The sequence below is a fragment of the Paracidovorax konjaci genome (assembly GCF_900112675.1).
Taxonomy (GTDB): Bacteria; Pseudomonadota; Gammaproteobacteria; order Burkholderiales; family Burkholderiaceae_C; genus Paracidovorax; species Paracidovorax konjaci.
Window position 1 is genome coordinate 253697 of sequence record NZ_FOMQ01000005.1, and the last position, 25677, is coordinate 279373.

Sequence of the window (25677 nt, forward strand, 5' to 3'; positions counted from 1 at the left end):
AGGCACGCGAAGGCCGCATCGCCTTCCCCTGCGGCCTCGCGCTTCGTCGATTACTTCGCGGCCTGGTCGCGCATGCGGTCCGCACGGCCGCCCGGATCGGGGTGCGAAGACAGCATTTCGTCGAGCGCGCCGCCCTTGCCGCCGCTTTGCGCCGCGAGCTTGCGGAACGCCGATTCCATGGCGCTGACCTTGTACTTGTGCTTCTTCATGAAAGCCAGGCCGTAGTCGTCCGCGGCGGTTTCCTGGCTTTGCGAGAACTGGCTGTTGACGAGCTTCTCGCCCAGTGCGCCCAGGTCGCTGTCGGCCAGGCGGCCCACGCCGCCGGCGGCGGAAGCGGCCTTGCGGCCGGCGGACGCCAGGTAGGCGGTGCGCATGGCGGCCAGCGAGTGCTGCAGCTTCACGTGGCCGATCTCGTGGCCGATCACGCCCAGCAGTTCCTGGTCGTTCATCATGTCCATCAGGCCGGCGTAGACGCGGATGGAACCGTCGGCCGTGGCGTCGGCGTTCACTTCGTTGGCAAGGTAGACCTTGAAGTTGAGCTTCATGCCGTCTTCGTTGACGTGCTTCTTCGTCAGGCGGGCCAGGCGCTGGGCGTATTTGTTCTTGGCGGGCGCGACCTTCTCGGTGCGCTCTTCATAGGCACGCAGCTGCAGCGACACCGCCTTGAGTTCGTCGTCCGACACGGTGACCGCCTTGAACACGTCCGCGGCAGCGCCGATCTTGCTTTCGGTGGTGCCCGAACCGCCCGCCCCCGCGGCTCCCAGCACGGAAGCGACGGACGATGTACCGGCGGACGAGCCGCTCGTGGAGCCATTGGTGGCGCAGCCGGCCAAGAGCAGGGCGAGCGCAAGCGCGCTCAGGCGGGACGTGTTCATGGATTTCTACCCTCGTTGGAATGGATGACCTTCAAACGGAGTACCGCGGGCGCTGGGCCCGGGCCTCCTGCGGAAGCGCCCCGGGAAGGGGGTTCCGGCGGAGGCGGATTGTCCATACCGTCGGCGGCTTGGCGAAGGCTGCCCGGCCGGACTTGCATCCATTTGTATTCATATCCAACGAAGGTAACGCGGCGTATTTGCGGGGAACTTCCCGCGATACGTAACAACTTTGCCGCCCTCCGCAAAGGCCACATCTTGTTGCAAAAAACCGCTCCTTGAACGCGCCCTGGATCTCACAGCGGCAGCGCGAAGAGGCGGCCCGACAGCGGCGCGTTCGCCAGCATGTCCAGCGCCACGGGCTGGCGAGAGGTGGTGACGAACAGGGTGCGGCCATCGGCCCCGCCCACGGCCACATCGGTCGGGCAGGGCACCGGCAGCCCGGCCACGCGGTCCAGGCTGCCGTCGGGCAGGAAGCGCACGACGCTCCACCCGTCGCGCAGTGCGGTCCACACGCCCCCGTCGGGGTCGAAGGCCAGGCCGCTCACGCGGCCCGACCCCTTGGGCACCGTGACGAGCCGGCGCACCACGCCCGGGCTGTCGGGGTGCATGAGCAGGATGGCGCCGGTGTCCGGCACGGTGGCCAGCAGCGCGCCATCCCGTGCGCGCCAGCGCAGGCATTGCAGCGGCTCGGAAAAGCGCCACAGCACGTCGATGCTGCCGTCGCCCTGCAGCCGGCCCACGGCACTCCCGCCTTCGGCGGTTTCGGTCGCCAGCCATGCGGAGGGCTGCGCGCCCTCGGGTGCGCCCAGGCAGGCGGCCTGCACCACGGCACCGGGCGGCCAGGCCGGCCACGGTTCGGGCGCATCCGCGCCGGGCCGCCACCGGACGGCGCCCTGGCCGCCCACCAGCGTGACCCCCTCGGCCCCGCCATGCACCAGCACGCCGACGATGGGCGCGTCGTGGCCCGCCACGGCGCGGTCGGCGCCCAGCGGCCCCTCGGCGATGCCGCCATCCGGCCCCCCCGCGGGCGCGGCGCCCTCCAGGGGAGACCAGGCACGCAGCGCGGGCGCGAGGGTGTCCGCCCAGTAGAGCACCCCGGTATCGGCACACCAATGCGCATGGGCGCCATGGAAGGCCCAGGGCCCGGCGAGCGCACGCGCCACGGTGTCCGCGACCGGCGCCCGCACCCGCTGCAATTGGGCGCCCACGCGGCGGGCGGCCTCTGCCACTTCGGGTCCGAGCAGTTCGAGCCGCTCGGGCGTGAGGCGCCACGCGGGCCCCGCCACGCTGAGCGCGCCGCGCACCTGCCCCCGGCCATCCACGATGGGGGCGCCCACGCAGCGGATGCCGGCCACGATCTCCTCGTCGTCGATGGCATAGCCGCGCGCCGCGGTCACGCGCAGTTCGGCCTGCAGGCGGCGGCGGTCGGTGATGGTGCGCGGCGTGACGGGCTTGAGCGCCAGCCCGCGCACGAGCGCATCGCGCTCGGCCTCCCCCAGGGCGGACAGGATGGCCTTGCCCTGGCTCGTGCAATGCACCGGCTTGCGCTGGCCCAGCGCGCTGGAAGAACGCTGGCTGTGCGCACCGTCGCACCGTTCCAGCGACACGACTTCGCGGCCATCCAGCGCTGCGAGGTACGTGGTCTCTCCCGTGAGGTCGCGCAGCGCGCGCAGCTCCAGCGCGGCCGCGGCCGCCAGATCGGGCATGGCATAGGCCTGCCGCGCCATTTCGAAGCAGCGCATGCCCAGGCAATAGACCTTGCGCAACGGATCGCGCCGCAGCAGCCCACGGGCGACCAGCGTGGCGAGCAGCCGGTAGGCCGTGGTGCGCGGCAGGCCCAGCCGCTGGGCCAACTCGGCCTGGCTCAGGCCTTCGGGAGCGGCCCCCACTGCTTCCAGCAGATCGAGGGCCTTTTCGAGGGCTGCCGTACCCTCGGCGGCGGAAGAGGCCATGTTTTGTCTCAAATGGTGGAACTGCTCTGCACTTTACCGGACACCTCGTCCGCCCGTGCAAGCCCGCGCACGGGGACGGTCATTACCATGGGCCGTCGCCCGCAGCACCGCCCTCCGGGGACGGGCCGGCCGCGCGCCGCACATTTCCAACGCATTTCCATCTGCTGAGACGAGCGCGATCGGCTCCGCTTCGCCCCACAGCCCCTATTTCCCTCTGCAGGAGACTTCTTCCATGTCCACGCCCGACACCCTCCAATCCATCGACGCGCGCACCGGCCAGCCCCATGGCGACGCCTGGCCCGCCTCTTCGCCCGCCGCCATCGAAGCCGCCGTGGCCGCTGCCGCCGCTGCTGCCGATGCCTTCGCAGCCACCAGCGCCGCGGACCGCGCGGGCCTGTTGCGCGCTTTGGCCGAAGCGCTGGAATCCCAGCGTGAAGCCCTGGTGCCGCTGGCCGACCGCGAAAGCGGGCTGGGCCCCGTGCGCCTGAACGGCGAGCTGGACCGCACCGCGTTCCAGTTGCGCGGCTTTGCCGACGTGGTCGAGCGCGGCGACGCGCACGCCACCATCGACGACCCGGCAGTCCCCGGTGCGCCGCCCGCCGGCCGGCCCCGCATGTTGCGTGTGCGCGTGCCCGTGGGCCCCGTGGCCATGTTCTCGGCCAGCAATTTCCCGTTCGCGTTCTCGGTGCTGGGCGGCGACACAGCTTCCGCCCTGGCCGCCGGCAACCCCGTCGTGGTCAAGGGCCACCCCGCCCACCCCGAGCTGACGCGCCAGACCGTGGCGCTCGCCCAGAAGGTGGTGGCTGCGCGCGGCCTGCCCGCTGGCGTGTTCCAGGCCATCGAGGGCGGCTCGATCGAAGCCGGCGTGGCCCTGGTGCAGGCGCCCGCCATCGCGGCCGTGGCCTTCACCGGCTCGTTCAAGGGCGGTACCGCCCTGGCGAAGGTGGCGGCCGAGCGGCCCCGCCCGATCCCGTTCTACGGCGAACTGGGCTCGGTGAACCCGCTGGTCGCCCTGCCCGCCGCGCTGGAAGCCAACGGCTCCGCCCTGGCCGAAACGCTGGCCGGCTCCATCTGCCTGGGCTCGGGCCAGTTCTGCACGAGCCCCGGCGTGATCGTCGTGCGCAAGGACGCCTCGGGCGACGCCTTCGTGGCCGCGCTGGCCGAGAAACTCGCCGCCCTGGCGCCCCACGCCATGCTGACCCCTGGCATCCGGGGCGCGTTCGACAAGGGCGTCGCCGCCTGGAAGGGCCACCCCCGACTGAAGGCCCTGGTGAGCGACACCGCCGCCGCAGGCGCCACGCCCCGCCCCTTCCTGGGCGAAGTGCAGGCCGCCGACTTCATCGCCGACCACCATCTGCATGAAGAAGTGTTCGGCTCCGCCGCGCTGGTGGTGCGTGTGGACTCGGTTGCCGAGACCATCGCCGTGCTGCACGCCGTGGGCGGTTCGCTCACCGTGACGGTCTGGGGCGCCGACAGCGATACCGCCGAACACCGCGACCTCGTGCGCGCCGCCACCCAGGTGGCCGGCCGCGTGCTGTTCACCGGCGTGCCCACCGGCGTGGCCGTGACCGCCGCCCAGCACCACGGCGGCCCCTTCCCCGCGTCGACGTCGCCGTTCACCACCTCGGTGGGTTATGCGGCGCTGGACCGGTTCCTGCGGCCGGTGGCGCTGCAGGATGCGCCGGCCTGGCTGACGGACCGCAAGGGCGTGCCGGTTTAAGGAAAGCCCGCGCCCCGATCCGTGCCGCCCCGGCACGGCGGCGGCACGGGCTAGCCCGGCTGCCACGCGCCCAGCGCCGTCCAGGCCGAGGCGATGACCAGCCCCCAAACCGCGCGCCACCCGCACGCCCGCAGCCGGGTGGTCACCTGTTCCAGCAGCACAGCGACGGCGTGCTGCTGCACAGCCAGGCGGACGATCTGGCCTGGTACGCGCGGCAGTTGTCCAGCGTGTCCTGCGACGTCGAGGAATACCTGCCGGGGGTAGGACCCTTTCATGCATCCATTTTTTTGGAAAAAGTATTCCAGTAAACTGGATGCATGGACATCACCACCTTGCTCGCCCAGCGCCTGCGCACCCTGCGCGATGCACGGGGGCTGTCGCTCGAGGCACTGGCCGAGCGCAGCGGCGTGAGCCGTTCGAACATCTCCCTCATCGAACGCGGGGAGAGCAGCCCGACCGCCACCGTGCTCGACAAGCTGGCCAGCGGCTTGGGCGTGACGCTGTCCTCGCTGTTCGAACGCGAGCCGGCGGACGACGAAGCCGTCTCGCCGGTGGCCCGTGTGGCGCAGCAGCCGGTATGGACCGACCCGGCCTCGGGGTATGTCCGCCGCAGCGTCTCCCCCGGGGGGCCCTCGCCGCTGCAACTGGTGGACGTGGTCTTCCCACCCGGGCAGCGCGTGGCATACGACAACGCGCCACGCGGGGTGGAGATCCACCAGCAGATCTGGATGATCGAAGGCGCCATGGAGATCACGGTGGATGGCACGGCCTGGCGGCTGGAGGCCGGCGATTGCCTGGCCCACCCCCTGGGCAGCCCCATCGTGTACCGCAACCCCACCCGGCAGGCGGCGCGCTACCTCGTGGCGCTGGCCACTTCCGGTCCCTTCTTCAGCAAGAGGTCCGCATGAACACCCCCGCTCCCGCCTCCCTCCCGACGGTGCGCCGCGTCGGCGCGAACGAAGCCGCCGCCTGCATCCCCGCCCTGGCCGAGGTGCTGGTGGATTGCGTGGAGGGCGGTGCGTCGGTGGGCTTCATGCTGCCGCTGGGCACCGCCAAGGCCGAGGCGTTCTGGCGCGGCGTGGCGGATGGCGTGGCTTGCGGCGCCCGCGCGCTGCTGGTGGCCGAAGATGCCGCCGGCCGGATCGTCGGCACCGTGCAGCTGGTGCTGGCCCAGCCTGACAATCAGCCGCACCGTGCCGACCTGGCCAAGATGCTGGTACATCGACGCGCACGCCGGCAGGGACTGGCGCAGCGGCTGCTGGAGGCGGCCGACGCCGTGGCCCGCGGCGAAGGAAAGACCGTGCTGGTGCTCGACACCGTGACCGGGGGAGATGCCGAACGCCTCTATACCCGCGCCGGCTGGCAGCGCGTGGGCAGCGTGCCTGAATACGCGCTGCTGCCCGACGGCGCGCTCTGCGGCACCACTTTCTTCCACAAGCGCCTGTAGCGGCTCCTGCCCCGATCCCCCACCGGCTTCCTTGTTGGTTGATGCACGGCAAGCGCGTGCGCGCACCGGCGGTCCACAATGGCCACCCGCGCCCTCCAGCGCTTCACCCCGCCGCAGCGCGATCCTGGCCATGCACCACACCACCGAGCCGCAGACCCACCACCGTGACAGCGATGTCCTCATCGTGGGCGCAGGCCCCGCCGGCCTGTCGCTGGCCACGGCGCTGGGGCAGGCCGGTTTCCAGGTGACGGTGGTCGATCAGCAGAGCGAGGCCGCGCTCGCCGATCCCGCGCCGGACGGGCGCGAGATCGCCCTCACCCACCCCAGCGGCGGCACGCTGCGCCGCCTGGGGTCGTGGCAGCGTCTGGCCGCGCACGAGATCGGCCGCATCACCGAAGCGCAGGTGCACGACGGGCCCGTGGGCCGGCATGCCGCGCTGCAACTGGATGCGCAGCGCAGCGGCACCGGCCACCTGGGCTGGATCGTGCCCAACCACGCCCTGCGCCGCACGGCGTGGCAGGCGGCTTCGGCCACGCCGGGCGTGCGCATCGTCAGCGGGGCGCAGGTCGGCCGTGTCTCGGCACTGCCCACGCACGCGGAGGTGGACTACACCCCGGCCGGCAGCGCTCCCACTGCGCCGGCCACGCGCCTGCAGGGTGCGCTGGTGGTGGCCGCGGACAGCCGCTTCTCCGCCGCACGCCGGCAGTTGGGCATCGGCGCGCAGATGACCGATTTCGGCCGCACCGTCATCGTCTGCCGCATGCGCCATGCGGCGCCCCATGGCGGCGTGGCACACGAATGCTTCGGCTACGCGCGCACGCTGGCCGTGCTGCCGCTGCCGGACGACCCGCAGGATGGCGCCCCCCGGTGTTCGATCGTGGTCACCGCCGGCACGGCGGATGCCGCCGCGCTGATGGCGCAGGACGGCGATGCCTTCGCAGCCGAAGTCGCGGAGCAATTCCAGCACCGCCTGGGCGGCATGCAACTGGTGGGGGAGCGCCATGCCTACCCTCTGGTGGCCGTCTACGCGCACCGCTTCTCCGGCACCCGCTGCGCGCTGCTGGGCGATGCCGCCGTCGGCATGCACCCCGTGACGGCCCATGGCTACAACCTGGGCCTGGCCGGGGTGGAGGGCCTGGCCCGCACGATGGCGGACGCCCGGCTGCGCGGGGAGGACATCGGCGCGGCTTCGGTGCTGGCGCGCTACGCCCGCGCCCACCACCGCCATGCGCTGCCGATCTACCAGGGCACGAACGCCATCGTGCGGCTCTATACCGACCCGCGGCCGCTGCCCCGGCTGCTGCGGCAATGGGTGCTGCAGGGCGCGCGCCGCCTGCCGCCGCTGCAGGCGGCCATCACCCGCCAGTTGACGGGGCGCGGGCCGTCGCGCAGCCCGCAAGAGCAGGGCGGGTAAGCCGCCGCGCCTCCGCCGGATGCGGCCCGGCTCGACGCACACGTTGCGCGGGCAGCGTTCACAAGGCCTCCACGGAACCCGCGTACGCTTGCGGCCTTTCCGGCACGCGGCTGAAATCCCTCGGCGCGGCCCAGCCCCAGCTACCGGCACCGCCATGACCCAGCCCCAGCGCCGCGAGTTCCTCCCCCGCCAGATTGTGGACGCGCCACCGAACCGCTGGGACTGGGCGCTGCTGCCCCTGGTGCTGGCCGGCGTGGTGCTGCTGGCCTATGGCGCGGCGCAGATGGCCCAGCCCTTCCACATGGGCGATGCGCTGCCGCTGTCGCTGGACCCGTGGCAACTGCCCTATTACCTGCTGCGCACCACGCTGCGCATGTTCATCGCATTGGGGGCGTCGCTGGTCTTCGCCTGCGTGTTCGCCGTGCTGGCGGCCAAGTACCGGCTGGCCGAGCGGGTGCTGGTGCCGCTGCTGGACATCCTGCAGTCCATTCCCATCCTGGGCTTTCTGTCGATCACGGTGACGGGCTTCATCGCGCTCTTTCCGGGCAGCCTGCTGGGCGTGGAGTGCGCGGCCATCTTCGCGATCTTCACCTCGCAGGCCTGGAACATGGCCTTCAGCCTCTACCAGTCGCTGCGCACCGTGCCGGCCGAACTGCAGGAAGCCGCGCGCGTGTTCCAGCTCTCGGGCTGGCAGCGCTTCTGGCGGCTCGAACTGCCCTTCGCCATGCCGGGGCTGCTGTGGAACATGATGATGTCGATGTCCGGCGGCTGGTTCTTCGTGGTGGCGTCGGAGGCCATCTCCGTCTCGCACCAGGACATCAAGCTGCCCGGCGTGGGTTCGTACATCGCCATGGCGATCGAGGCACGCGACCTCTCCGCCATCGGCTGGGCCATCGGCTGCATGCTGGTGGCCATCCTGCTGTACGACCAGCTGCTCTTCCGCCCCCTGGTGGCCTGGGCCGACAAGTTCCGCTTCGAGGAGGGCAGCGCCGACGCCGCCCCGCGCTCATGGCTGCTGGACTGGCTGCGCCGCGCGCGCGGCACGCAGCGCCTGGCGGGCTGGTGCCAGCGGCAGCTGGGACGCACGCTCACGCTCTTCAGGCGCAGCCACGACGGCACATCGATCCGCGCGCGGCCTGCCGCGCCCTCGCCCCGCACGGAAAGGGTGTGGGATGCCGTGCTGGCCGCGGGCGTGCTGTTCGCCATCGCGCGGCTGGTGCAGTTCGTGCATTCCGAGGTGGGCTGGCATGAAGTGGCCCATGTGTTCCTGCTGGGGAGCTACACGCTGGTGCGTGTGCTGGTGCTGATCGCGCTGGCGGCACTGGTGTGGGTGCCCATCGGCGTGTGGATCGGCATGAACCCGCGCTGGTCGGGGCGGCTGCAGGCGGTGGCGCAGTTCCTGGCGGCCTTTCCTGCCAATCTGTTCTTTCCGGTGGCGGTGATGCTGGCGGTGCACTGGAAGCTGAACCCCGACGTGTGGCTCTCGCCGCTCATGATCCTGGGCACGCAGTGGTACATCCTCTTCAACGTGATCGCGGGCGCCTCCAGCATCCCGAACGAACTGCGCCTGGCCGCGCAGAACCTGGGGCTCTCGGGCTGGCTGCGCTGGAAGCGTTACCTGCTGCCCGCCGTGTTCCCCAGCTTCGTGACGGGCGCCATCACCGCCAGCGGCGGCTCGTGGAACGCCAGCATCGTGGCCGAATACGTGACCTGGGGGGACACCACGCTGCAGGCGCAGGGCCTGGGCAGCTACATCGCGCAGATGACGGCCAGCGGCGACTTTCCGCGCATCGCCCTGGGCATCGGCGCCATGGTGGTGTTCGTGATGGGTTTGAACCACTTCCTCTGGCGCCGGCTCTACCGGCTGGCCGAGGACCGGATGCACTTCTGAACCGCGCCACCCCGACCCCACAGAAAAAGAAACCGGAGCCGTTGCCACCATGACGCAATCCATCATCGAACTCCAGGGCGTGGGCAAGACCTTCCGCTCCTCCGATGGGCGCGAACGCCCCGTGCTGCACGGGGTGGACTTCACGCTGCGCGAAGGCGAGATCGTCGCGCTGCTGGGCCAGTCGGGCTCGGGCAAGAGCACGCTGCTGCGCATCATGGCGGGCCTGGTGCCGGCCGACCAGGGCACGGTGCGCTACCGGGGCCAGCCGCTGCACGGGCCGGCACGTGCGATCAGCATGGTGTTCCAGTCGTTCGCGCTGTTCCCGTGGCTCACGGTGCAGCAGAACGTGGAGCTGGGCCTGGAGGCGCGCGGCGTGCCGCAGGCCGCGCGGGCCGCGCGCGCGGGCGCGGCCATCGACCTGATCGGCCTCGCGGGTTTCGAGGGTGCGCTGCCGCGCGAACTCTCGGGCGGCATGCGCCAGCGCGTGGGCATCGCCCGCGCCCTGGTGACCGAGCCCGACGTGCTGCTCATGGACGAAGCCTTCTCCGCGCTCGACGTGCTCACCGGAGAACGCCTGCGCGAAGACATCCTGCAACTGTGGCGCAGCGGCACCATGCCCACCAAGGCCATGCTGGTCGTCTCGCACAACATCGAAGAGGCCGTGATGATGGCCGACCGCGTGCTGATCTTCGCGAGCGATCCGGGCCGCATCCGCTGCCAGCTGTCGATCCAGCTGCCCCGCCCGCGCGACGCCGACAGCGCCCATGTGCGTGCCCTGATCGACGAGGTCTACGCGCTGATGACGGCCGGTGCCGTGCGCCACCTGGCCGTGGCGGGCGAGGCGCCTGCCGAGCAGCCTGCGCCCGCGCTGCTCACCGACCGCCTGCCCGCCGCCGACGTGGCGCGCATGGACGGCCTGCTGGAACTGCTGGCCGAGCCGCCGTTCGACGGGCGCGCCGACCTGCCGCAACTGGCCGAGGAAACCAGCCTCACCGATGCCGAACTGCTACCCGTGGCCCACGCCGTCGCACAGCTCGGCCTGGCGGCGCTGGCGGGAGGCGACCTGCAGATCACGCCGCTCGGCCGCCGCTACGTGGACGGCGGCCACGGACTGCGGCAGGACATCTTCGGCCAGCAATTACTGGCCCACGTGCCGCTGGTGGCCCACATCCGCCACAGCCTGGAGCAGGAAGCCACGGGAGAACTGCCGGACGTGCCTTTCCTGCGCCTGCTGAGCGAGCAGCTCGATGCGCAGGAAGCCGAAAGCGTGCTGCGCACCGCCATCACCTGGGCACGCCACGGAGAGGTGTTCGAGTACGACTTCCGCACGGGCGTGATGCGGTTGCCCACGGGGGACGAAACGCCCACCTGAGCCCCTCCGCGCCCTTTGTCCGGCCGGCGCCGGCCCGGGAACTCAGGCCGTGGGCAGGCCGCCGGCGGTGGGGCCGGACTGCGGCGCCGGAGCCCGCTGTGCACGGGCCGGATGGCCGGTGGCCGCAGGCGCCGCGCTGGAGAGCGGGCGCACGTGCGCGGCGCTGCCGCAGCCGGCCGGCTGCGGGCCGCCATGGAGAAGGCGCTGGATGGGGAGAACGCGGCTGAACATCGTCGGCCCCTCCGTCACGCCGCGGCCGGCACGGCATCGGCCCGCCACCAGGGCTGCGTGCCCGCCGGGGCCGCGATGGACACCCGCTCCCCCATGGCCGGCGTGACCAGGGGAACCCCCCGCTCATGGGCCAGCGCGGAGATGCGCTCGAAGGGGTCGGTCCAGGCATGCATCGACAAATCGAAGGTGCCGTTGTGGATGGGCAGGCAATGTCGCCCCCGCACGTCCAGGTGCGCCTGCAGGCTCTGCTCGGGCTGCATGTGCACATCGGGCCAGTCGGCGTTGTAGGCACCGGTTTCCATGAGCGTGAGATCGAAGGGGCCGAAGCGCTCGCCGATGGCGCGGAAGCCGTCGAAATAGCCGGAATCGCCGCTGAAGAAAACGCGTGTCTCGCCCGCGATCAGCACCCACGAGGACCACAGCGTGCGGTTGCCGTCGGTGAGCCCCCGGCCGGAGAAATGCTGTGCCGGCGTGCAGACCAGCCGCACGCCCGCGAAGGTAGTGCCCTGCCACCAGTCGAACTGCCGCACCTTCGCGGCCGGTACGCCCCAGGCGATCAGCCGATCGCCCACGCCCAGCGGCGTGACGAATTGCTCCACCTTCGGTGCGAGCGCCAGGATGGCGGCGTGGTCCAGGTGGTCGTAATGGTCGTGCGAGAGCACCACGCCGCGGAGGGGCGGCAGGTCATCGATGGAGAGCGGCGGCGCGTGGAAACGCTTCGGCCCCGCGAACGCGACTGGCGATGCGCGCTCGGAAAACACGGGGTCCGTCAGCCAGAAGCCGCCCTGCAGCTTGAGCAGCACGGTGGAATGCCCCAGGCGCCACAGCCCCATGTCCGGCGCGTCGAGCAAGGCCTGCCGCGTGAGGGGCTGCACCGCGATGGGCCGGCGGGGCACCGTGTCGGCCGGCTTGCCGAAGGCGACGCGCCAGAGCAGCCGCAGGCCCTTCAGCCAGCCCATCCGGTGGCGTGGCGCCGCATTGCGAAAGCGGCCATCGGATGCGGGCGGTGGACGCAGCGAGAAGGAATCGGCCGGGGCGGCGTGGCTGTAAGCGGACGGTCGGGCCATGGCGATGGAAGCGGAGTGGAGGGGGTGCACCACAAAGTGCACTGCACAGTGTAGTGTTCTTTCCTAAAAAGTAAACCGTGCGGTGTAAAATTCGGCGGATGACTGTTTCCGCCGTGCCCACCCGCCTGACCGACCGCAAGCGCGAAGCCATCGTGCAGGCCGCCATTGCCGAGTTCCGCGAGCATGGGTTCACCGGCACCAGCATGGACCGCGTGGCCGCCGCGGCCGATGTCTCCAAACGCACCGTCTACAACCATTTCCCCAGCAAGGACGAACTGTTCGCCGCCATCCTGGACCAACTCTGGAGCCGCAGCCAATCGCAGGCGGAGGTCGTGCACGACCCGGACCGGCCGCTGCGGCCGCAGCTCCTGGAGCTGATCGGCCAGAAGATGCAGCTTTTCACCGACGCCAGTTTCATGGACCTCTCGCGCGTCGTCATGGCCGAGATGCTGCACACCCCGGCACGCGCGCTGGAAATGTCGGCACGGCTGTCCGAGAAGGAAAAGAGCCTGCCTGCCTGGATCCGCGCCGCCCAGCAGGCCGGGCGCCTGCGCGCGGACGTCGATCCGCTCTACGCGGCCAGGCAGCTCATGGGGCTGCTCAAGACGAACGCGTTCTGGCCCCAGCTCGCCATGGGCCAGCCGCCGCTGGATGAAACCCAGCAGGCGCAGGTGCTGGCCGATGCGGTGGACATGTTCCTGGGGTTCTACGGGCGGGCGTGACGCCCCGGCGCCGCGTTCAGAGCGCGCGCCGCGCCGCGGCCATCGCGCTGCGGGCCAGGCGTTCCAGCCGCGGCGGCTGCTGCTGCCAGCCATGCCAGAACAGGGGGACATCGGTGGCGGCCTCCGGCAGCACGTCCACCAGCTCGCCGCGTTCGATGGCGCCTTCGATCTGCAGCTCGGGCACCATCCCGTAGCCCAGGCCGCAGCGCACCGCCGCCACGAAGGGCTCCGACGCGGGCACATGGTGGCAAGGGTAGGCGCTCGCCTGGAGCCCATGGATGCGGCGCAGCGCCTCGGCATGCAGGGCATCCTTGCGGTTGAAGACCACGGCGGGCGCGCGCCGCGCCGCAGCGCGCGTGACGCCGCGCGCGAACCACTCCTGCACGAAGGCGGGCGACGCCACGAGCCGGTAGCGCATGGTGCCCAGCAACTCGGCAGCGCAGCCGCGCATGGCATCCGGCTGCGCGGAGATGCAGGCGTGGGCCAGACCCGCCTCCAGCAGCGCGTGCGTGTGTTCCTGGTCGTCCACGATCAGTTCCAGCGCGATGCGTTCGCGCTGCAGTGCCGGTGCCAGGGCCGGGAGCAGCCACGTGGCGAGCGAATCCGCATTCACGGCCAGCGTGAGCGGGGAGAACGCCGCGCCGCCCTCTCCATCCGTGAGGTCGGCCAGCAGCTCACGCTCCATGAGCCGCGCGCGTTGCAGGTGCTGCAGCAACTGCCGCCCGGCCCGTGTGGCGCGGCAGGGGCGGCCGCGCACCAGCAGGGGCTGGCCGAGCCCGGTCTCCAGGGCGCGCACGCGCAGGGACACGGCCGACGGCGTGAGGTGCAGCGCCATGGCGGCCTGCTCGAAACTGCCCGCCTCGGCGACGGCAAGAAAGGCTTCGCACTGCTTGGAATCGAGCGGCATGGCGGCTTGGCGCGTTGAAATTGAGAAATTCTTGGCCATACCGATGAATTTCCAAGTGGGGCTCAGATTCTGCCCCCGGTTCCGACAATGCCGCCATGTGGTGGACAACTCCTTTCCTGCAGGGCCTGGGCATGAGCGCCGGCCTGATCATCGCCATCGGCGCGCAGAACGTGCACGTGCTGCGCACGGGGCTGCGGCGGCGCCATGTGGCGCTCACGGTGGGCACCTGCATTGCGGTCGATGCCATCGCCATCGTCGCGGGCGTGGCCGGCATGGGCCTGCTGATCCAGGGGCAGCCGCTGCTGCTGGCCGCGGCCCGCTGGGGCGGTGCCGCCTTCCTGGCGTGGTACGGGCTGGCCGCGGCGCGGCGGGCCGTGCGCGGCGGCGCCCGCCTGGCGGGTACGGGCGAAGGGCCGGCGCCCGGGGCGCGGCAGGCCCTCATGGCCGTGCTGGCGGTGTCGCTGCTGAACCCCCACATGTACCTCGACACGGTCGTGCTGCTCGGCGCGCTCGGCGGCCAGCGCCCGCCGGCCGAGCGCACCGCCTTCGCCGCCGGGGCCGTGGCGGCCTCGACCGGCTGGTTCCTGGCGCTGGGCTTCGGTGCCCGGCTGCTGTCGCCCTGGTTCGCCCGGCCCTCGGCCTGGCGTGCCCTCGATGCCTTCGTGGCCGCGGTGATGCTGTTGCTGGCCGCACTGCTCGTCGCCACACCCCTTCCTTCCGTAGCCCCATGAACCGCCCACGCATCACCCTCGCCGCCCTGCCCGCGCTCTATGCCGTCGCGCGCCTCGCGCCCACGGCACCTTTTCCGGCCTGGGCGGACGGCGAGGGATTCGTCTCGCTCACGCGCACGGCCGATGAGCTGTCGGTGGTCTGCCGGGAAGACCGCGTGCCCGCGCCGGTGCAGTCCGAGCGGGGCTGGAAGGCCTTCCGTTTCGTCGGGCCATTCGCGTTCGGCGCCACGGGCATCGTGCTGTCGGTGATCCAGCCGCTGTCGGAGGCGGGCATCGGCATCTTCGTCGTCTCGACCTTCGACGGCGACCACCTGCTGCTGCAGGAGCGCGACGCGCCCCGCGGCTGCGCACTGCTGGCGGAGGCAGGGCATACGCTGCTGGACACGGCAACGCCGGGCTGAGCCACGCTGCGGGGCCCGCGTGCCGTACGCTCGCGGTTTCGCAATTGCGCTTCTCGGCCCCGCCGCTCCTGCCATGCCTTTGTCCCCCTACCTCGACGCCACGCCCACAGTGGATGGCGGCGTATTCGTCCATCCGTCCGCCCAGGTGATCGGCGATGTCCACCTGGGCCGCGACGCCTCGGTGTGGTGCAACGCCGTGCTGCGCGGCGACGTCCACCGCATCACCGTGGGCGAAGGCTCGAACGTGCAGGACCTCACGATGGGCCACGTATCGCACCGCCATCCGGGCAAGCCGGACGGATCGCCGCTCGTGATCGGCAACCACGTGACCATCGGGCATTCGGCCATCCTGCACGGCTGTCGCATCGGCGACGAGTGCCTCATCGGCATGGGCAGCATCGTGATGGACGACGCGGTGGTCGGCGACCAGGTGATGCTGGGTGCGGGCAGCCTCGTGCCGCCGGGCAAGGTGCTGGAGCGCGGCTCGCTCTACATCGGGCGTCCCGCCGTGCGCCAACGCGCGCTGACGCCGCAGGAGATCGCCTATCTGCGCTATTCGGCGGAGCACTACATCCGCGTGAAGAACAACTATCTGGCCACGCCGCAGCCGTCCCCGGGCCCCTGAGAGCCCGACAGTGGCTGCCAGATAATCGTCTGCGTATGAACCCACTTCTCGAGCAACTGTCCGCTTCGGTGTCCGCTGACCAGACGGTGGAGGGCCTCACCCGGCCGCTGCTGGAAATGCTGGAAGCCGTGACGGGGATGGAGTCCACCTACCTCACGTCCGTCGACAAGGAGCGCGGCATGCAGCAGGTGCTGTACGCCCGCAACTCCCGCAGCATGCAGATCCCCGAGGGCCTGGCCGTGCCCTGGAACGACACGCTGTGCAAGCGCGCGCTGGACGAAGGCCGCTCCTTCACCAACGACGTTCCCGCCTGCTGGGGCGATTCGCAGGCCGCACGGGATCTCGGCATCCGCACCTACGCCAGCATGCCCGTGCGCACGGGCGATGGCGCGCTCTACGGCACCCTGTGCGCGGTCAGCACGCAGTCGCACCCCAGCACGCCCGAGGCCGAACGCATCCTGTCGCTGTTCGCATACCTGATCGGCCAGCAGGTCGAGCGCGAGCGGCTCATCGGGGAGCTGCTCGCCGCCAACGAGCGGCTGGCCCACCATGCCGCCACCGACCAGCTCACGGGCCTGCCGAACCGCCGCGCGCTCATGGACGCACTCGCGCGCCTGCTGGCGCAGGGCCGGCGCCGGCAGATGGGGGTGCTGATTGCGTTCATCGATCTGGACGGCTTCAAGTCGGTCAACGATGTCCACGGCCACGATGTGGGCGACCAGTTCCTGGTCGCCATCGCGGATCGCCTGAAGGCGGCGCTCCGCGCGGAGGACATGGCTGCGCGCCTGGGTGGGGACGAGTTCGTGGTGGTCAGCTTCAACGCACACGCCGGCGATGCCGCACGCACCGCGCAGGACACGCTCCAGCAGCGCATTGCGCAGGCCACGCAGGGGCGCTTCGACCTGGAGGGCGCCTCGCTCGATTACCCGGGCGCGAGCGTGGGCGTCGTCACCCTGCCCCCGGACGGCCCGCACACCGCAGAAGATGCGCTGCGCCTGGCGGACCAGAGCATGTACCAGGTCAAGGTCGCCCGGCAGCAGCAGGCCCGGCGGACGCCGCCCCGGCCCTGACCCCGGCAGCGGCGCTGGCGCCGGGCGATGGAAGCCCGGCCCGGATCAGTCGGCGGTCATGCGGGCGCGCGCGGCCACGGCGCGCATGAGCGGCAGCTCCCGCTCCAGCAAGGCGTTGGCCTGGGCGGAGGAGCCCACGACGGCTTCCACGCCCTGGTCGGCCAGTGCCTTGCGCACGCCGGGGTCGGCCATGGTTTCGGCCAGTGCCTTCTCCAGCCTGGCGTGCACCGCGGCGGGCAGGCCGCGCGGCGCGATCAGCGTGCCCCAGGATTCGAGCACCACCCCCGGGAAGCCCGCTTCGGCGAACGTGGGCACCTGCGGCAGCGTGGCCAGGCGCTGCGGCGACGCCACGGCGATGGCGCGGACCTTGCCGGCCTTGATCTGCGGCGCGGCAGTGACCACGGTGTCCATCGCCAGCGGCAACTGGCCGCCGATCAGGTCCGTGAGCATGGGGGCGCTGCCCTTGTAGGGCACGTGCAGCAGTTGCACGCCCAGGGCCAGCCACGCCATCTCGGCCGCGAAATGCGATGCCGTGCCGGCGCCGAACGAGGCATAGGGCAACTGGCCCGGCGCCTTCTTCGCGGCGGCCTGCAGCTGCGCCAGCGTGCCGAAGGGCGCGTCCTTGCCCGCCAGCAGCACCATGCCCGCGCGGCTCACCATGCCGATCTGCTCGAAGCTTCTGACGGAGTCGTAGGGCAGATCGCGGCGCACGGCCGGGTTCAGCGTGAGCATGGAGCCCGAGCCGATCAGCAGCGTATAGCCGTCGGGCGCCGAGCGCGCCACATAGCCGGCCGCCACGGCCGTGCCACCGCCGGGCCGGTTGTCGATGATGACCGGCTGGCCGAGCTTCTCGCCCAGCTTGGGCGCGATGGCGCGGCCGATCGTGTCGCTGCTGCCGCCCGGCGGGAACGGCACCACCAGCGTGATGGCCCGAGACGGATAGGCCGGTTGCGCCTGCGCGCCGGTGGCGCCCACCCACGCCGCGGCCGCCACGGCCGCCGCTTTCCAGGCCCAGGCCCGGCGTTGCATCTTCATGGAAACACTCTCTCTTGCGAAAAAACCAAACCGCCGATGGTAGGCAAGACCACAGATGCATCCGGCATATCGATAGATGCTGGCGCCCGCCGGTTACCCCCGGCCCGGCACGGGGCGCGCACCCGCCGGGATAATCGGGGGCCCCACCACTCCACGCTCCCATGTCCGCCTCCGCCTGCCGCGTGCTGGCCGTCATCCCGCCGATGACGCAGCTGAACACGCCCTACCCGTCCACGGCCTACCTCACCGGCTTCCTGCGCTCGCGCGGCGTGGAGGCGTTCCAGGAAGACCTGGCGCTGGCGCTCGTGCTGCGGCTGCTGTCGCCGCAGGGCCTCGCGCAGGTGGCGGAACGCGTGCAGGCGCTGCCCGAGGCGCGGCGCAGCCCCGCTGTGCAGTCGTTCGCGGCGCAGCAGGACCGTTACCTCGCCACCATCGGGCCGGCCATCGCCTTCCTGCAGGGGCGCGACAGCACGCTCGCGCACCGCATCGCGGGCCGGCATTTCCTGCCCGAAGGGCCGCGCTTCGCCTCGCTGGACGTGTATGTCGACGACGAGGGCGGCGACCCGCTCGGCTGGGCCTTCGGCGCCCTGGGCCTGCAGGACAAGGCCAAGCACCTCGCCACGCTCTACCTCAACGATCTGGCCGACGTGCTGCGCGATGCGGTGGACGAGCGCTTCGAGTTCGTGCGCTATGCCGAGTCGCTCGCCGGCAGCCAGCCGACCTTCGATCCGCTGGCCGATGCCCTGGCCGCACCGCCCACGCTGGTGGACGAGATGCTGCACGCGCTGGCACTGGAAGCCGTGGAGCGCCACCGGCCCACGGTGGTGCTGCTGTCGGTGCCGTTCCCGGGGTCGGTCTATGCGGCCTTCCGCATCGCGCAGGCCATCAAGGCGCGGCACCCGCAGATCGCCACGGTGCTGGGCGGCGGCTTCGTGAACACCGAGCTGCGCGAGCTGGCCGAGCCGCGCGTGTTCGATTTCTTCGACTACGTGACGCTGGACGCGGGCGAGCGGCCGCTGCTCGCGCTGCTGGAGCACCTGCAGGGCCAGCGCGGGCGCCAGCGGCTGGTGCGCACCTTCGTGCGCAACGGCGCGGAAGGCGGCAGCGGCGCGGTGCAGTACGTGAACATGATGGAGGCCGACATCGCCTTCGCCGAGGTGGGCACGCCCACCTGGGACGGCCTGCCGCTGGACCGGTATCTTTCGCTGCTGGACATGCTCAACCCCATGCACCGGCTCTGGAGCGACGGGCGCTGGAACAAGCTCACCGTGGCGCACGGCTGCTACTGGAAGAAATGCAGCTTCTGCGACGTGAGCCTCGACTACATCGGCCGCTACGAGGGCGCCAGCGCCCAGGTGCTGGCCGACCGCATCGAGCAGATCGTGCGCGAGACCGGGCAGACGGGCTTCCACTTCGTGGACGAGGCCGCGCCCCCGAAGGCGCTCAAGGCCCTGGCCACCGAACTCATCGAGCGCAACGCGGGCATCTCGTGGTGGGGCAACGTGCGCTTCGAGAAGACCTTCACGCCCGAGCTGGCCGAACTGCTGGCCGATTCGGGCTGCATCGCGATCTCCGGCGGCCTGGAGGTGGCCTCCGACCGGCTGCTGCAGCTCATGAAGAAGGGCGTGTCGGTGGACCAGGTGGCGCGCGTGACCCGGGCGTTCTCGGACTCCGGCATCCTCGTGCACGCCTACCTGATGTACGGCTTTCCCACGCAGACGGTGCAGGACACGGTGGACGCGCTCGAATACGTGCGCCAGCTGTTCGCCAATGGCTGCATCCAGAGCGGCTTCTTCCACCGCTTCGCGTGCACCGTGCATTCGCCGGTGGGGCAGAACCCGGCCGAGTACGGCGTGTCGCTCGCGCCGCTACCGCCGGGGGATTTCGCGAAGAACGACGTGGCCTTCATCGACCCCACGGGCGTGGACCACGACGCGCTGGGCGGCGCGCTGAAGAAGGCGATCTACAACTACATGCACGGCATCGGGCTGGAAGAGGACGTGCGCACCTGGTTCCCCTTCAAGGTGCCCAAGACCACGGTGGGCCGCCGCCGCATCGAACAGGCGCTGGCGGCACGCGCCTGAGCGGCCAGCCTGCGGCGGGCCGGTCGTCGCCCGCACGGCCCGGCACCTTCATCGCACGGCATGTGCTATTTATTTAATAGCAAACTATTGAATAAATACGGCGGCATGGAGGGTTTTTCACTCTGCTCCCCCGCAGTGGGGGTGCCGGCACCCTTGCGCCCCCGCCGCCGGGCGCTCGCGAGCCGCTGTGGCCTGCGCGCACCACGCCAAGCCGGCGGCAGCCCCTCGGGCGACAGGGCTGTCGCGTTTCGTCACATACTGGCGCGATCCCGGCGATCCGCCGCACCGCAATGCCGTGCGGGCCGGCCCGCCAGCCCCCTTCCGTCCTTCCCTGCTTCCGCTCCGAGGTTCCCTCATGCAATTCCTCCGCCGCCTTTCCCTGGGTTCCCGGCTGGCACTGGGCTTCGGCCTGCTGCTGCTGCTCCTGGCCCTCATCACCGGCATCGGCATCGCGCGCATGTCCACGCTGGACCACACGTCGCAGCAGATCACCAACGAGATCTACGGCAAGGTCAACGCGAGCCAGCGCATGGGCTACCTGGTGCTGGACATCGCGCGCGCCGCCCGCAACATCATCATCCTGGAGGACCAGGCCCAGATGGCCTCCAACAAGACCGTCATCGACAAGAACACGGCCGAGTTCGCCACCACGCTGGCCCGCCTGCGCCAGTTGGAGAGTTCCGCGCAGACGCGCAGCCTGATCGACGCCACCGAAGCCGTCGGCAAGGACTACTTCGCCTTCACCGCCGACGTGATCGCGCTCGGCTTGCGCAACGCCAACGTGGAAGGCCAGCAACTGCTGTTCGGGCCGCGCTACAAGACGCAGGGCGATCTGCTGGGCAACCTGAACAAGCTGATCGCGCAGTACGAGCAGGAGATGCAGCAGGCCAGTGCACAGGCGCACGCCACCTTCGTGCAGTCGGCCACGCTGCTGGGCCTGACGGCGCTGGTGGCCGTGCTGGCCGGCATCGGCGGCGCGCTGCTCATCACGCGCTCCATCACCGGGCCCATGGCCCAGGCGGTGGAAGTGGCCCAGGCGGTGGCCGAGGGCGACCTGACGCGCACGGTGCAGGACACGGGCCGCGACGAGGCCGCCCGGCTGCTGCAATCCATCCAGGCCATGAACGGCAACCTGACGCGCGTGGTCCACCAGATCCGGCAGGCGAGCGATTCCATCGCCACCGGCTCCTCCCAGATCGCCAGCGGCAATGCCGACCTTTCGCAGCGTACCGAGTCGCAGGCCTCCAGCCTGCAGCAGACGGCCGCCTCGATGGAGCAGATGAGCGCCACGATCCGCCAGAACGCCGACACCGCGCGCACGGCCAGCCAACTGGCCGCCACCGCCAGCCAGGCCGCCACCCGCGGCGGCGACGTGATGGGCCAGGTGGTCTCGACGATGCAGGACATCTCGGGCAGCTCCAGCAAGATCGCGGACATCATCGGCGTGATCGACGGCATCGCGTTCCAGACCAACATCCTGGCGCTCAATGCCGCGGTGGAAGCCGCCCGCGCGGGCGAGCAGGGCCGCGGCTTCGCCGTGGTCGCCAGCGAGGTGCGCGCGCTGGCCGGGCGCAGCGCCGAAGCCGCCAAGGAGATCAAGAACCTGATCGGCCAGAGCGTGGAGAAGGTCGGCGCGGGCACGCGGCTCGTGGACGAGGCGGGCACCACCATGGCCGACATCGTGCAGCAGGTGCAGCGCGTGAGCGACCTGATCGCCGAGATCGACGCGGCCACGCGCGAGCAGAGCGAGGGCATCGGCCAGGTGAACGCGGCCGTGTCGCAGCTCGACCAGGCCACCCAGCAGAACGCGGCCCTGGTGGAGGAAGCCGCCGCCGCCGCCGGCAGCCTGCAGCAGCAGGCCGTGCGGCTCACCGAGACCGTGGGCGTGTTCCGCCTCTCGGGCATGGCCGAACGCACCACCGCATCCTTCGCGCCGCCCACCCCTGCGCCCACCGTGGCTCCGGCCGCGGTGCGTGCGCCGGCCCGGGCGCAGGTGCCCGCCGTGGGCGCCCGCCCGCCCGCGGCCACCCGGCTGGCGGCGGCTCCGGCCCCGCGCCCCGCGCCTGCCCGGCCGGCCGCCGCCGCGGCACCGGCGGCCAAGCCACCCGCACTGCCTGCAGCGCCCAAAACCACCACCACCACCGCCCACAGCAACGCCGACGACGACTGGACCGCCTTCTGACCCCGGGACCTGCGTGCGCGGTGGGCCCCGGGCGGCGCCGCGCCCGACCTGGCCTGGCTAGCGCGCCGGGCGCGCCCGCTGCGCGGGCCTGGGTGGCGGCGCGGCATCTTCGCCGCCACCGCCGAAGATGCGCCGCACCGTCTCGCCGATGCGCGCGCCCAGCGCCGTGCCCAGGCCCGGCGCGATGACGGTGCCCACCGCCGCGCCCGCGAGCGCGGCAGCCGGCAGGGTCAGCGTGGGATCGTCCACGGTGCCCCCGAATTCCAGCGGCACGCCGACCACGCCATCGACCAGATCCACGGCCACATGCCCGCTCACGCGGCGGTTCTGCAGCACCGCGTCACCCGTGGCGGTGAGCACGCCCGAAGTCGCCTCCAGGCGGCTGTAGCGCACGATGGTGCCGTTGGCGGCATCGGCCTCGGTGCGCACCTCGCCCGAGAGGCTGTCCAGCGCCGTGGTACCGCCCTTGTGCGTTCCGGCGCTGCGCACCGCACGCTCCAGGTCGAAGGTGAGCAGCCGGGCGCGCACGACCGTGAAACGGGTGCGCGTGTTCAGGGACCGCACGGCTTCGGCCGGGTCGGCGCCTTCGGCGATGAGGTCGGTGTGGCCCCGGGCCAGGCCCGAGACGGCCGAACGCCGGTCGAACGCGCCCAGCAGGGCCACCACATCCACCCCGCTGAAATCGATGGCCCCGGTGACGCGATAGCGCGCCCCGAACACCTGCAGGCGCAGCGTGCCCTGCTCGGTGCGCCCGCCGGCGCTGACATCGGCCTTCCAGCGGTCCTCGGTGCCTTCGCGCTCGATGCGCAGGCGCGTGAGCGGCTGGGCGCCCTCGCGCTCCAATTCGGCCCGGCGCGGCCGCCACTGGGCATCGAAATCGACGCTGCCGCGATAGTCCAGCGCGCGGCCCGTGCGGCCGATCCACCGCACGCCGCTCCATTCCGCGCGCTCGACGGGGATGTCGGCCAACGTGAACGGCAGGCGGGGCGTGCCCTCCTCGGCCTCGCGCACATCGAAGGTGCTGAGCGAACGCTGCGGGACGCGGGCGTCTTCCAGCCGCAGCCGGGTGAGCGCCAGCCGGCGGTGCAGCAGATCGGACCAGCGCGCGTCGGCGACGATGCGGCCCGCCGTGACGGGCTCTTCCTGTTCGGTGCGCACGCCGAAAAGCTGCACGCGCGGCGAGGGCAGCAGTTGCCACTCCAGGCGCTCCACGGTGACCGGCACGCCCAGCCAGTCGCCCGCGCCATCGCCGGCCCGGCGGGCCAGTTCCTCGTCGGTGGGCAGCCACCACCACACCGCCGCGGCCGCCAGCAGCAGGAGCGCGGCCAGGGCCGCCAACCCACCCAGCACCCAGCGCAGCGCACGGCGGCCCCGGGCCGGGCGGGCGGCGGGACGCGGCGGCGCATCGGCCGCGGTTTCGGTGGGCGTTGCGGCCGTCGGGCCGGGCAGAGGGGCGGAAGGCATGGACACGCTGCAATCCAGACAGGAGGGCGACGACGGAGGGGCGGCGGCAGGAAACAGGAGGGGGCGGGGCGCCGGCGGATACCTGCGGGCACCCCGTGGCACGGCGTTTGCGGACGACCTTACCGCAGGCATTCCGCAGCGCGGGTCGTCCCATTCCTACTCCGGTGTGGGCGGGGGGCGCCAGCGCCTACACTCGCCACGCCCTCCCACACAACAACCACCCCACCGCGCGGCCCGGCCGCAGCGGGCAGGCCGCCGCGCTCGACCGCGGGGCGCGCCCGGCCGCGCGGGGTTCCAGGAGCCTCCAGCCGTGTCCTCTCCGTCGCCATCGCCCTCCTCCGCCCCGGACTCCGGGCCGTCCTACTTTCCCCGCTGGCGCGTGACCGCGCCCACCGAGGGCGCCGTGGTCGCGCCCGATGAGCGCCTGCCCTGGGGCCACACCACCGCCATGGGCGTGCAGCACGTGATCGCCATGTTCGGCGCCACCGTGCTCGCGCCCATCCTCATGGGCTTCGACCCCAACGTCGCCATCCTGATGAGCGGGCTGGGCACGCTGATCTTCTTCCTGGTCACGGGCGGCCGCGTGCCGAGCTACCTGGGATCGAGCTTCGCCTTCATCGGCGTGGTGATCGCGGCCACGGGCTACGGCGGCCAGGGACCCAACGCCAACATGGCCGTGGCGCTGGGCGGCATCATCGCCTGCGGGCTGCTCTACACCGCCATCGGCGCCGTGGTGCAGGCCGTGGGCACGGGCTGGATCGAGCGCTTCATGCCGCCCGTGGTCACGGGCGCCGTGGTGGCGGTGATCGGGCTCAACCTCGCGCAGGTGCCGATCAAGAACATGGCCACCAACAATTTCGAGAGCTGGATGCAGGCGGCCACCTTCGTCTGCGTGGGCCTGGTCGCGGTGCTCACGCGGGGCATGCTGCAGCGGCTGCTGATCCTCGTGGGCCTGATCGCGGCGAGCGTGCTGTACGCGCTGCTCACCAACGGCCTGGGCCTGGGCAAGCCGCTGGACCTCTCGGGCGTGCTGGCCGCGCCGTGGGTGGGGCTGCCGCGATTCGCCGCCCCCGCGTTCAGCGCCCCGGCCATGCTGCTGATCGCGCCCGTGGCCATCATCCTCGTGGCCGAGAACCTCGGCCACGTGAAGGCGGTGACGGCCATGACGGGCCGCAACCTCGACCGCTACATGGGCCGGGCCTTCATCGGCGACGGCGTGGCCACCATGGTGAGCGGAGCGGCCGGCGGCACCGGCGTGACCACCTATGCCGAGAACATCGGCGTGATGGCGGCCACCAAGATCTATTCGACCGCCGTGTTCCTCGTGGCCGGCATCATCGCGCTGGTGCTGGGCTTCTCGCCGAAGTTCGGCGCGCTGATCCAGGCGATCCCACTGCCGGTGATGGGCGGTGTGTCGATCGTGGTGTTCGGCCTCATCGCCGTGGCCGGCGCCAAGATCTGGGTGGACAACCGGGTGGACTTCTCGGACAACAAGAACCTCATCGTGGCCGCCATCACGCTCATCATCGGCACGGGCGATTTCACGCTCAAGTTCGGCGATTTCGCGCTGGGCGGCATCGGTACCGCCACCTTCGGGGCGATCGGGCTGTACGCGCTGCTGAACCTGAAGCGCGGCCGCTGATCAGCGCCGCAGCAGCGTCCAGACCAGCTCGACCCCGGCCGAGAGCAGGTCGAAGCCTTCGGACGGGCCGGAAAACGCATCGCGCTGGCGTTCCCGGCGCTCGCGCTCACGGTCGCGCTCCATCGCGATGAGCGCATCGGCCAGGGCCTCGGGCCGCGCAGGCTCGGCGCCGGCCCGCGCCGCGCGGGCATGCCGCTCCAGCGCCTTGTCCACCGCCTGCGGATCGAGCAGCGACAGGGCCGAGCGGCAATAGGGGCAGGCGTGGTCGTTGCGGATGTCCACCGCCCCGCCGCAGGCCGTGCAGGCGATGGTGCCCACGCGCTGGGCCAGCGCCTCGATCTCCAGCGAGGAGAGGTGCCGCACGAAACCCTTCTCCACCATGAACGACCCGAAGGTGCTGAACCGCCCGTGGCGCGCGGCGCAGCGGTACGTGCGGTAGCGCCCGCCCTGGCCCAGGTCGAAGCCGGGCTCCAGCGCCCGGGTGCAGCGCGGGCACTGCATGCGCTGCGCGAGCGGATGGTGCGCATCGCCGCGGTGCCGGTGCAGCAGCTCGAACATTTCCAGCACGGCCGCGGGCGCGAGCCGCGTGTTCTCCTGCGGATCGAACCACAGTCCCTGGCACGCGAAGCACAGGTCGATGTGCAGGTCTGCGCCGTCACGCGCCGCGAAGCGGTGTTTCTCGGCGGGCTGGCGGCAGGAGGGGCAGAGCGTGGGTGCGGGCATCGCGGCGGATATTACGGCACGGTCCGCAGACACGCGGCCCGGCCGGCAGTGTCGCCCGCGTCACGCTGCGGCAGCGTGGGCGGCCCCCGGGCCCCGCACAGGCCGCGCGGCCGGGGCAGCCG

General features: G+C 71.7%; 23 protein-coding genes. 14 read left to right on the forward strand and 9 right to left on the reverse strand.

The window, feature by feature from the left end; all coding sequences use genetic code 11:
- Window positions 1–50 precede the first annotated feature (50 nt).
- Together BM144_RS09665 and BM144_RS09670 are read right to left on the reverse strand one after the other, a co-directional pair.
- Window positions 51–875 (reverse strand): M48 family metallopeptidase, encoded by an 825-nt coding sequence (locus tag BM144_RS09665; RefSeq protein ID WP_092951582.1) that lies wholly within the window; start codon window positions 873–875, stop codon window positions 51–53.
- A gap of 293 nt (window positions 876–1168) precedes the next feature.
- Complete coding sequence (locus BM144_RS09670) at window positions 1169–2827, reverse strand: IclR family transcriptional regulator domain-containing protein (RefSeq protein ID WP_092951584.1); 1659 nt, start codon at window positions 2825–2827, stop codon at window positions 1169–1171.
- 232 nt (window positions 2828–3059) lie between these two features.
- On the opposite strand from BM144_RS09670, the gene BM144_RS09675 reads away from it, so the two are divergent.
- Entirely contained in the window at window positions 3060–4547 is a 1488-nt protein-coding gene (locus tag BM144_RS09675; protein ID WP_092951586.1) for an aldehyde dehydrogenase (NADP(+)), read from the forward strand.
- A gap of 50 nt (window positions 4548–4597) precedes the next feature.
- On the opposite strand, the gene BM144_RS09680 is transcribed toward BM144_RS09675, so the two are convergent.
- On the reverse strand, window positions 4598–4822 hold the full coding sequence (locus BM144_RS09680; protein WP_092951588.1) for a hypothetical protein: 225 nt from the start codon (window positions 4820–4822) through the stop codon (window positions 4598–4600).
- 42 nt (window positions 4823–4864) lie between these two features.
- On the opposite strand from BM144_RS09680, the gene BM144_RS09685 reads away from it, so the two are divergent.
- From BM144_RS09685 to BM144_RS09705, 5 genes are all read left to right on the forward strand, one after another.
- A complete protein-coding gene (locus BM144_RS09685; protein ID WP_092951590.1) occupies window positions 4865–5455 on the forward strand; it encodes a helix-turn-helix domain-containing protein in 591 nt (196 codons plus the stop codon).
- The gene (locus tag BM144_RS09690) at window positions 5452–5994 is read left to right on the forward strand and encodes a GNAT family N-acetyltransferase (RefSeq protein ID WP_092951592.1); all 543 of its coding nucleotides are present in this window, start codon (window positions 5452–5454) and stop codon (window positions 5992–5994) included. The genes BM144_RS09685 and BM144_RS09690 overlap by 4 nt, the downstream gene beginning before the upstream one ends.
- A gap of 130 nt (window positions 5995–6124) precedes the next feature.
- On the forward strand, window positions 6125–7408 hold the full coding sequence (ubiM, locus tag BM144_RS09695) for a 5-demethoxyubiquinol-8 5-hydroxylase UbiM (protein ID WP_092951595.1): 1284 nt from the start codon (window positions 6125–6127) through the stop codon (window positions 7406–7408).
- A gap of 154 nt (window positions 7409–7562) precedes the next feature.
- On the forward strand, window positions 7563–9299 hold the full coding sequence (locus tag BM144_RS09700; protein WP_092951597.1) for an ABC transporter permease: 1737 nt from the start codon (window positions 7563–7565) through the stop codon (window positions 9297–9299).
- 49 nt (window positions 9300–9348) lie between these two features.
- A complete protein-coding gene (locus BM144_RS09705; RefSeq protein ID WP_092951599.1) occupies window positions 9349–10671 on the forward strand; it encodes an ABC transporter ATP-binding protein in 1323 nt (440 codons plus the stop codon).
- A 42-nt stretch (window positions 10672–10713) separates the two neighbouring features.
- Here BM144_RS09705 and BM144_RS09710 read toward each other — a convergent pair whose 3' ends face one another.
- Both BM144_RS09710 and BM144_RS09715 read right to left on the reverse strand, forming a co-directional pair.
- On the reverse strand, window positions 10714–10902 hold the full coding sequence (locus BM144_RS09710; protein ID WP_092951601.1) for a hypothetical protein: 189 nt from the start codon (window positions 10900–10902) through the stop codon (window positions 10714–10716).
- A 14-nt stretch (window positions 10903–10916) separates the two neighbouring features.
- On the reverse strand, window positions 10917–11969 hold the full coding sequence (locus tag BM144_RS09715) for an MBL fold metallo-hydrolase (protein WP_092951846.1): 1053 nt from the start codon (window positions 11967–11969) through the stop codon (window positions 10917–10919).
- A gap of 98 nt (window positions 11970–12067) precedes the next feature.
- Between BM144_RS09715 and BM144_RS09720 the strand changes: the two genes are divergently transcribed.
- Window positions 12068–12691, forward strand: a complete 624-nt coding sequence (locus BM144_RS09720) for a TetR/AcrR family transcriptional regulator (RefSeq protein WP_092951603.1) — start codon at window positions 12068–12070, stop codon at window positions 12689–12691.
- A 16-nt stretch (window positions 12692–12707) separates the two neighbouring features.
- Here the strand turns inward: BM144_RS09720 and BM144_RS09725 are convergent, their stop codons facing one another.
- Window positions 12708–13598 (reverse strand): LysR family transcriptional regulator ArgP, encoded by an 891-nt coding sequence (locus tag BM144_RS09725; protein WP_092951605.1) that lies wholly within the window; start codon window positions 13596–13598, stop codon window positions 12708–12710.
- Between the two features lie 95 nt (window positions 13599–13693).
- On the opposite strand from BM144_RS09725, the gene BM144_RS09730 reads away from it, so the two are divergent.
- The 4 genes from BM144_RS09730 (at window position 13694) to BM144_RS09745 (ending at window position 16425) form a co-directional block, all read left to right on the forward strand.
- Window positions 13694–14329, forward strand: coding sequence for a LysE/ArgO family amino acid transporter (locus BM144_RS09730; RefSeq protein ID WP_092951607.1), 636 nt, complete (start codon window positions 13694–13696; stop codon window positions 14327–14329).
- Window positions 14326–14730, forward strand: coding sequence for an ACT domain-containing protein (locus tag BM144_RS09735; protein ID WP_092951609.1), 405 nt, complete (start codon window positions 14326–14328; stop codon window positions 14728–14730). Before BM144_RS09730 ends, BM144_RS09735 begins: the two co-directional genes overlap by 4 nt.
- A gap of 73 nt (window positions 14731–14803) precedes the next feature.
- Entirely contained in the window at window positions 14804–15355 is a 552-nt protein-coding gene (locus BM144_RS09740; RefSeq protein WP_092951611.1) for a gamma carbonic anhydrase family protein, read from the forward strand.
- Window positions 15356–15390: 35 nt separating this feature from the next.
- On the forward strand, window positions 15391–16425 hold the full coding sequence (locus BM144_RS09745; protein WP_092951613.1) for a sensor domain-containing diguanylate cyclase: 1035 nt from the start codon (window positions 15391–15393) through the stop codon (window positions 16423–16425).
- 45 nt (window positions 16426–16470) lie between these two features.
- Here BM144_RS09745 and BM144_RS09750 read toward each other — a convergent pair whose 3' ends face one another.
- Entirely contained in the window at window positions 16471–17460 is a 990-nt protein-coding gene (locus tag BM144_RS09750) for a Bug family tripartite tricarboxylate transporter substrate binding protein (RefSeq protein WP_353615075.1), read from the reverse strand.
- 161 nt (window positions 17461–17621) lie between these two features.
- Here BM144_RS09750 and BM144_RS09755 point away from each other — a divergent pair, with 161 nt between their 5' ends.
- A complete protein-coding gene (locus BM144_RS09755) occupies window positions 17622–19544 on the forward strand; it encodes a B12-binding domain-containing radical SAM protein (protein WP_175525987.1) in 1923 nt (640 codons plus the stop codon).
- A gap of 355 nt (window positions 19545–19899) precedes the next feature.
- Window positions 19900–21726, forward strand: coding sequence for a methyl-accepting chemotaxis protein (locus tag BM144_RS09760; protein WP_092951615.1), 1827 nt, complete (start codon window positions 19900–19902; stop codon window positions 21724–21726).
- Window positions 21727–21783: 57 nt separating this feature from the next.
- On the opposite strand, the gene BM144_RS09765 is transcribed toward BM144_RS09760, so the two are convergent.
- Entirely contained in the window at window positions 21784–23190 is a 1407-nt protein-coding gene (locus BM144_RS09765) for an AsmA family protein (protein WP_245783605.1), read from the reverse strand.
- 379 nt (window positions 23191–23569) lie between these two features.
- On the opposite strand from BM144_RS09765, the gene BM144_RS09770 reads away from it, so the two are divergent.
- Entirely contained in the window at window positions 23570–24832 is a 1263-nt protein-coding gene (locus BM144_RS09770; RefSeq protein WP_092951617.1) for a solute carrier family 23 protein, read from the forward strand.
- Here the strand turns inward: BM144_RS09770 and BM144_RS09775 are convergent, their stop codons facing one another.
- Window positions 24833–25555, reverse strand: coding sequence for a TFIIB-type zinc ribbon-containing protein (locus BM144_RS09775; protein WP_092951619.1), 723 nt, complete (start codon window positions 25553–25555; stop codon window positions 24833–24835).
- Window positions 25556–25677: the final 122 nt, after the last annotated feature.

Bases quoted from the DNA above. Each gene is read 5' to 3' on its own strand.
- BM144_RS09720 (WP_092951603.1), top strand. From the start codon at position 12,068: ATGACTGTTTCCGCCGTGCCCACCCGCCTGACCGACCGCAAGCGCGAA.
- BM144_RS09675 (WP_092951586.1), top strand. From the start codon at position 3,060: ATGTCCACGCCCGACACCCTCCAATCCATCGACGCGCGCACCGGCCAG.
- BM144_RS09705 (WP_092951599.1), top strand. From the start codon at position 9,349: ATGACGCAATCCATCATCGAACTCCAGGGCGTGGGCAAGACCTTCCGC.
- BM144_RS09685 (WP_092951590.1), top strand. From the start codon at position 4,865: ATGGACATCACCACCTTGCTCGCCCAGCGCCTGCGCACCCTGCGCGAT.
- BM144_RS09730 (WP_092951607.1), top strand. From the start codon at position 13,694: ATGTGGTGGACAACTCCTTTCCTGCAGGGCCTGGGCATGAGCGCCGGC.
- BM144_RS09725 (WP_092951605.1), bottom strand. From the start codon at position 13,598: ATGCCGCTCGATTCCAAGCAGTGCGAAGCCTTTCTTGCCGTCGCCGAG.
- BM144_RS09760 (WP_092951615.1), top strand. From the start codon at position 19,900: ATGCAATTCCTCCGCCGCCTTTCCCTGGGTTCCCGGCTGGCACTGGGC.
- BM144_RS09680 (WP_092951588.1), bottom strand. From the start codon at position 4,822: ATGAAAGGGTCCTACCCCCGGCAGGTATTCCTCGACGTCGCAGGACAC.
- BM144_RS09715 (WP_092951846.1), bottom strand. From the start codon at position 11,969: ATGGCCCGACCGTCCGCTTACAGCCACGCCGCCCCGGCCGATTCCTTC.
- BM144_RS09765 (WP_245783605.1), bottom strand. From the start codon at position 23,190: ATGCCTTCCGCCCCTCTGCCCGGCCCGACGGCCGCAACGCCCACCGAA.
- BM144_RS09690 (WP_092951592.1), top strand. From the start codon at position 5,452: ATGAACACCCCCGCTCCCGCCTCCCTCCCGACGGTGCGCCGCGTCGGC.
- BM144_RS09670 (WP_092951584.1), bottom strand. From the start codon at position 2,827: ATGGCCTCTTCCGCCGCCGAGGGTACGGCAGCCCTCGAAAAGGCCCTC.
- BM144_RS09710 (WP_092951601.1), bottom strand. From the start codon at position 10,902: ATGTTCAGCCGCGTTCTCCCCATCCAGCGCCTTCTCCATGGCGGCCCG.
- BM144_RS09750 (WP_353615075.1), bottom strand. From the start codon at position 17,460: ATGAAGATGCAACGCCGGGCCTGGGCCTGGAAAGCGGCGGCCGTGGCG.
- BM144_RS09735 (WP_092951609.1), top strand. From the start codon at position 14,326: ATGAACCGCCCACGCATCACCCTCGCCGCCCTGCCCGCGCTCTATGCC.
- BM144_RS09775 (WP_092951619.1), bottom strand. From the start codon at position 25,555: ATGCCCGCACCCACGCTCTGCCCCTCCTGCCGCCAGCCCGCCGAGAAA.
- BM144_RS09745 (WP_092951613.1), top strand. From the start codon at position 15,391: ATGAACCCACTTCTCGAGCAACTGTCCGCTTCGGTGTCCGCTGACCAG.
- BM144_RS09700 (WP_092951597.1), top strand. From the start codon at position 7,563: ATGACCCAGCCCCAGCGCCGCGAGTTCCTCCCCCGCCAGATTGTGGAC.
- BM144_RS09740 (WP_092951611.1), top strand. From the start codon at position 14,804: ATGCCTTTGTCCCCCTACCTCGACGCCACGCCCACAGTGGATGGCGGC.
- BM144_RS09665 (WP_092951582.1), bottom strand. From the start codon at position 875: ATGAACACGTCCCGCCTGAGCGCGCTTGCGCTCGCCCTGCTCTTGGCC.
- BM144_RS09755 (WP_175525987.1), top strand. From the start codon at position 17,622: ATGTCCGCCTCCGCCTGCCGCGTGCTGGCCGTCATCCCGCCGATGACG.
- ubiM (WP_092951595.1), top strand. From the start codon at position 6,125: ATGCACCACACCACCGAGCCGCAGACCCACCACCGTGACAGCGATGTC.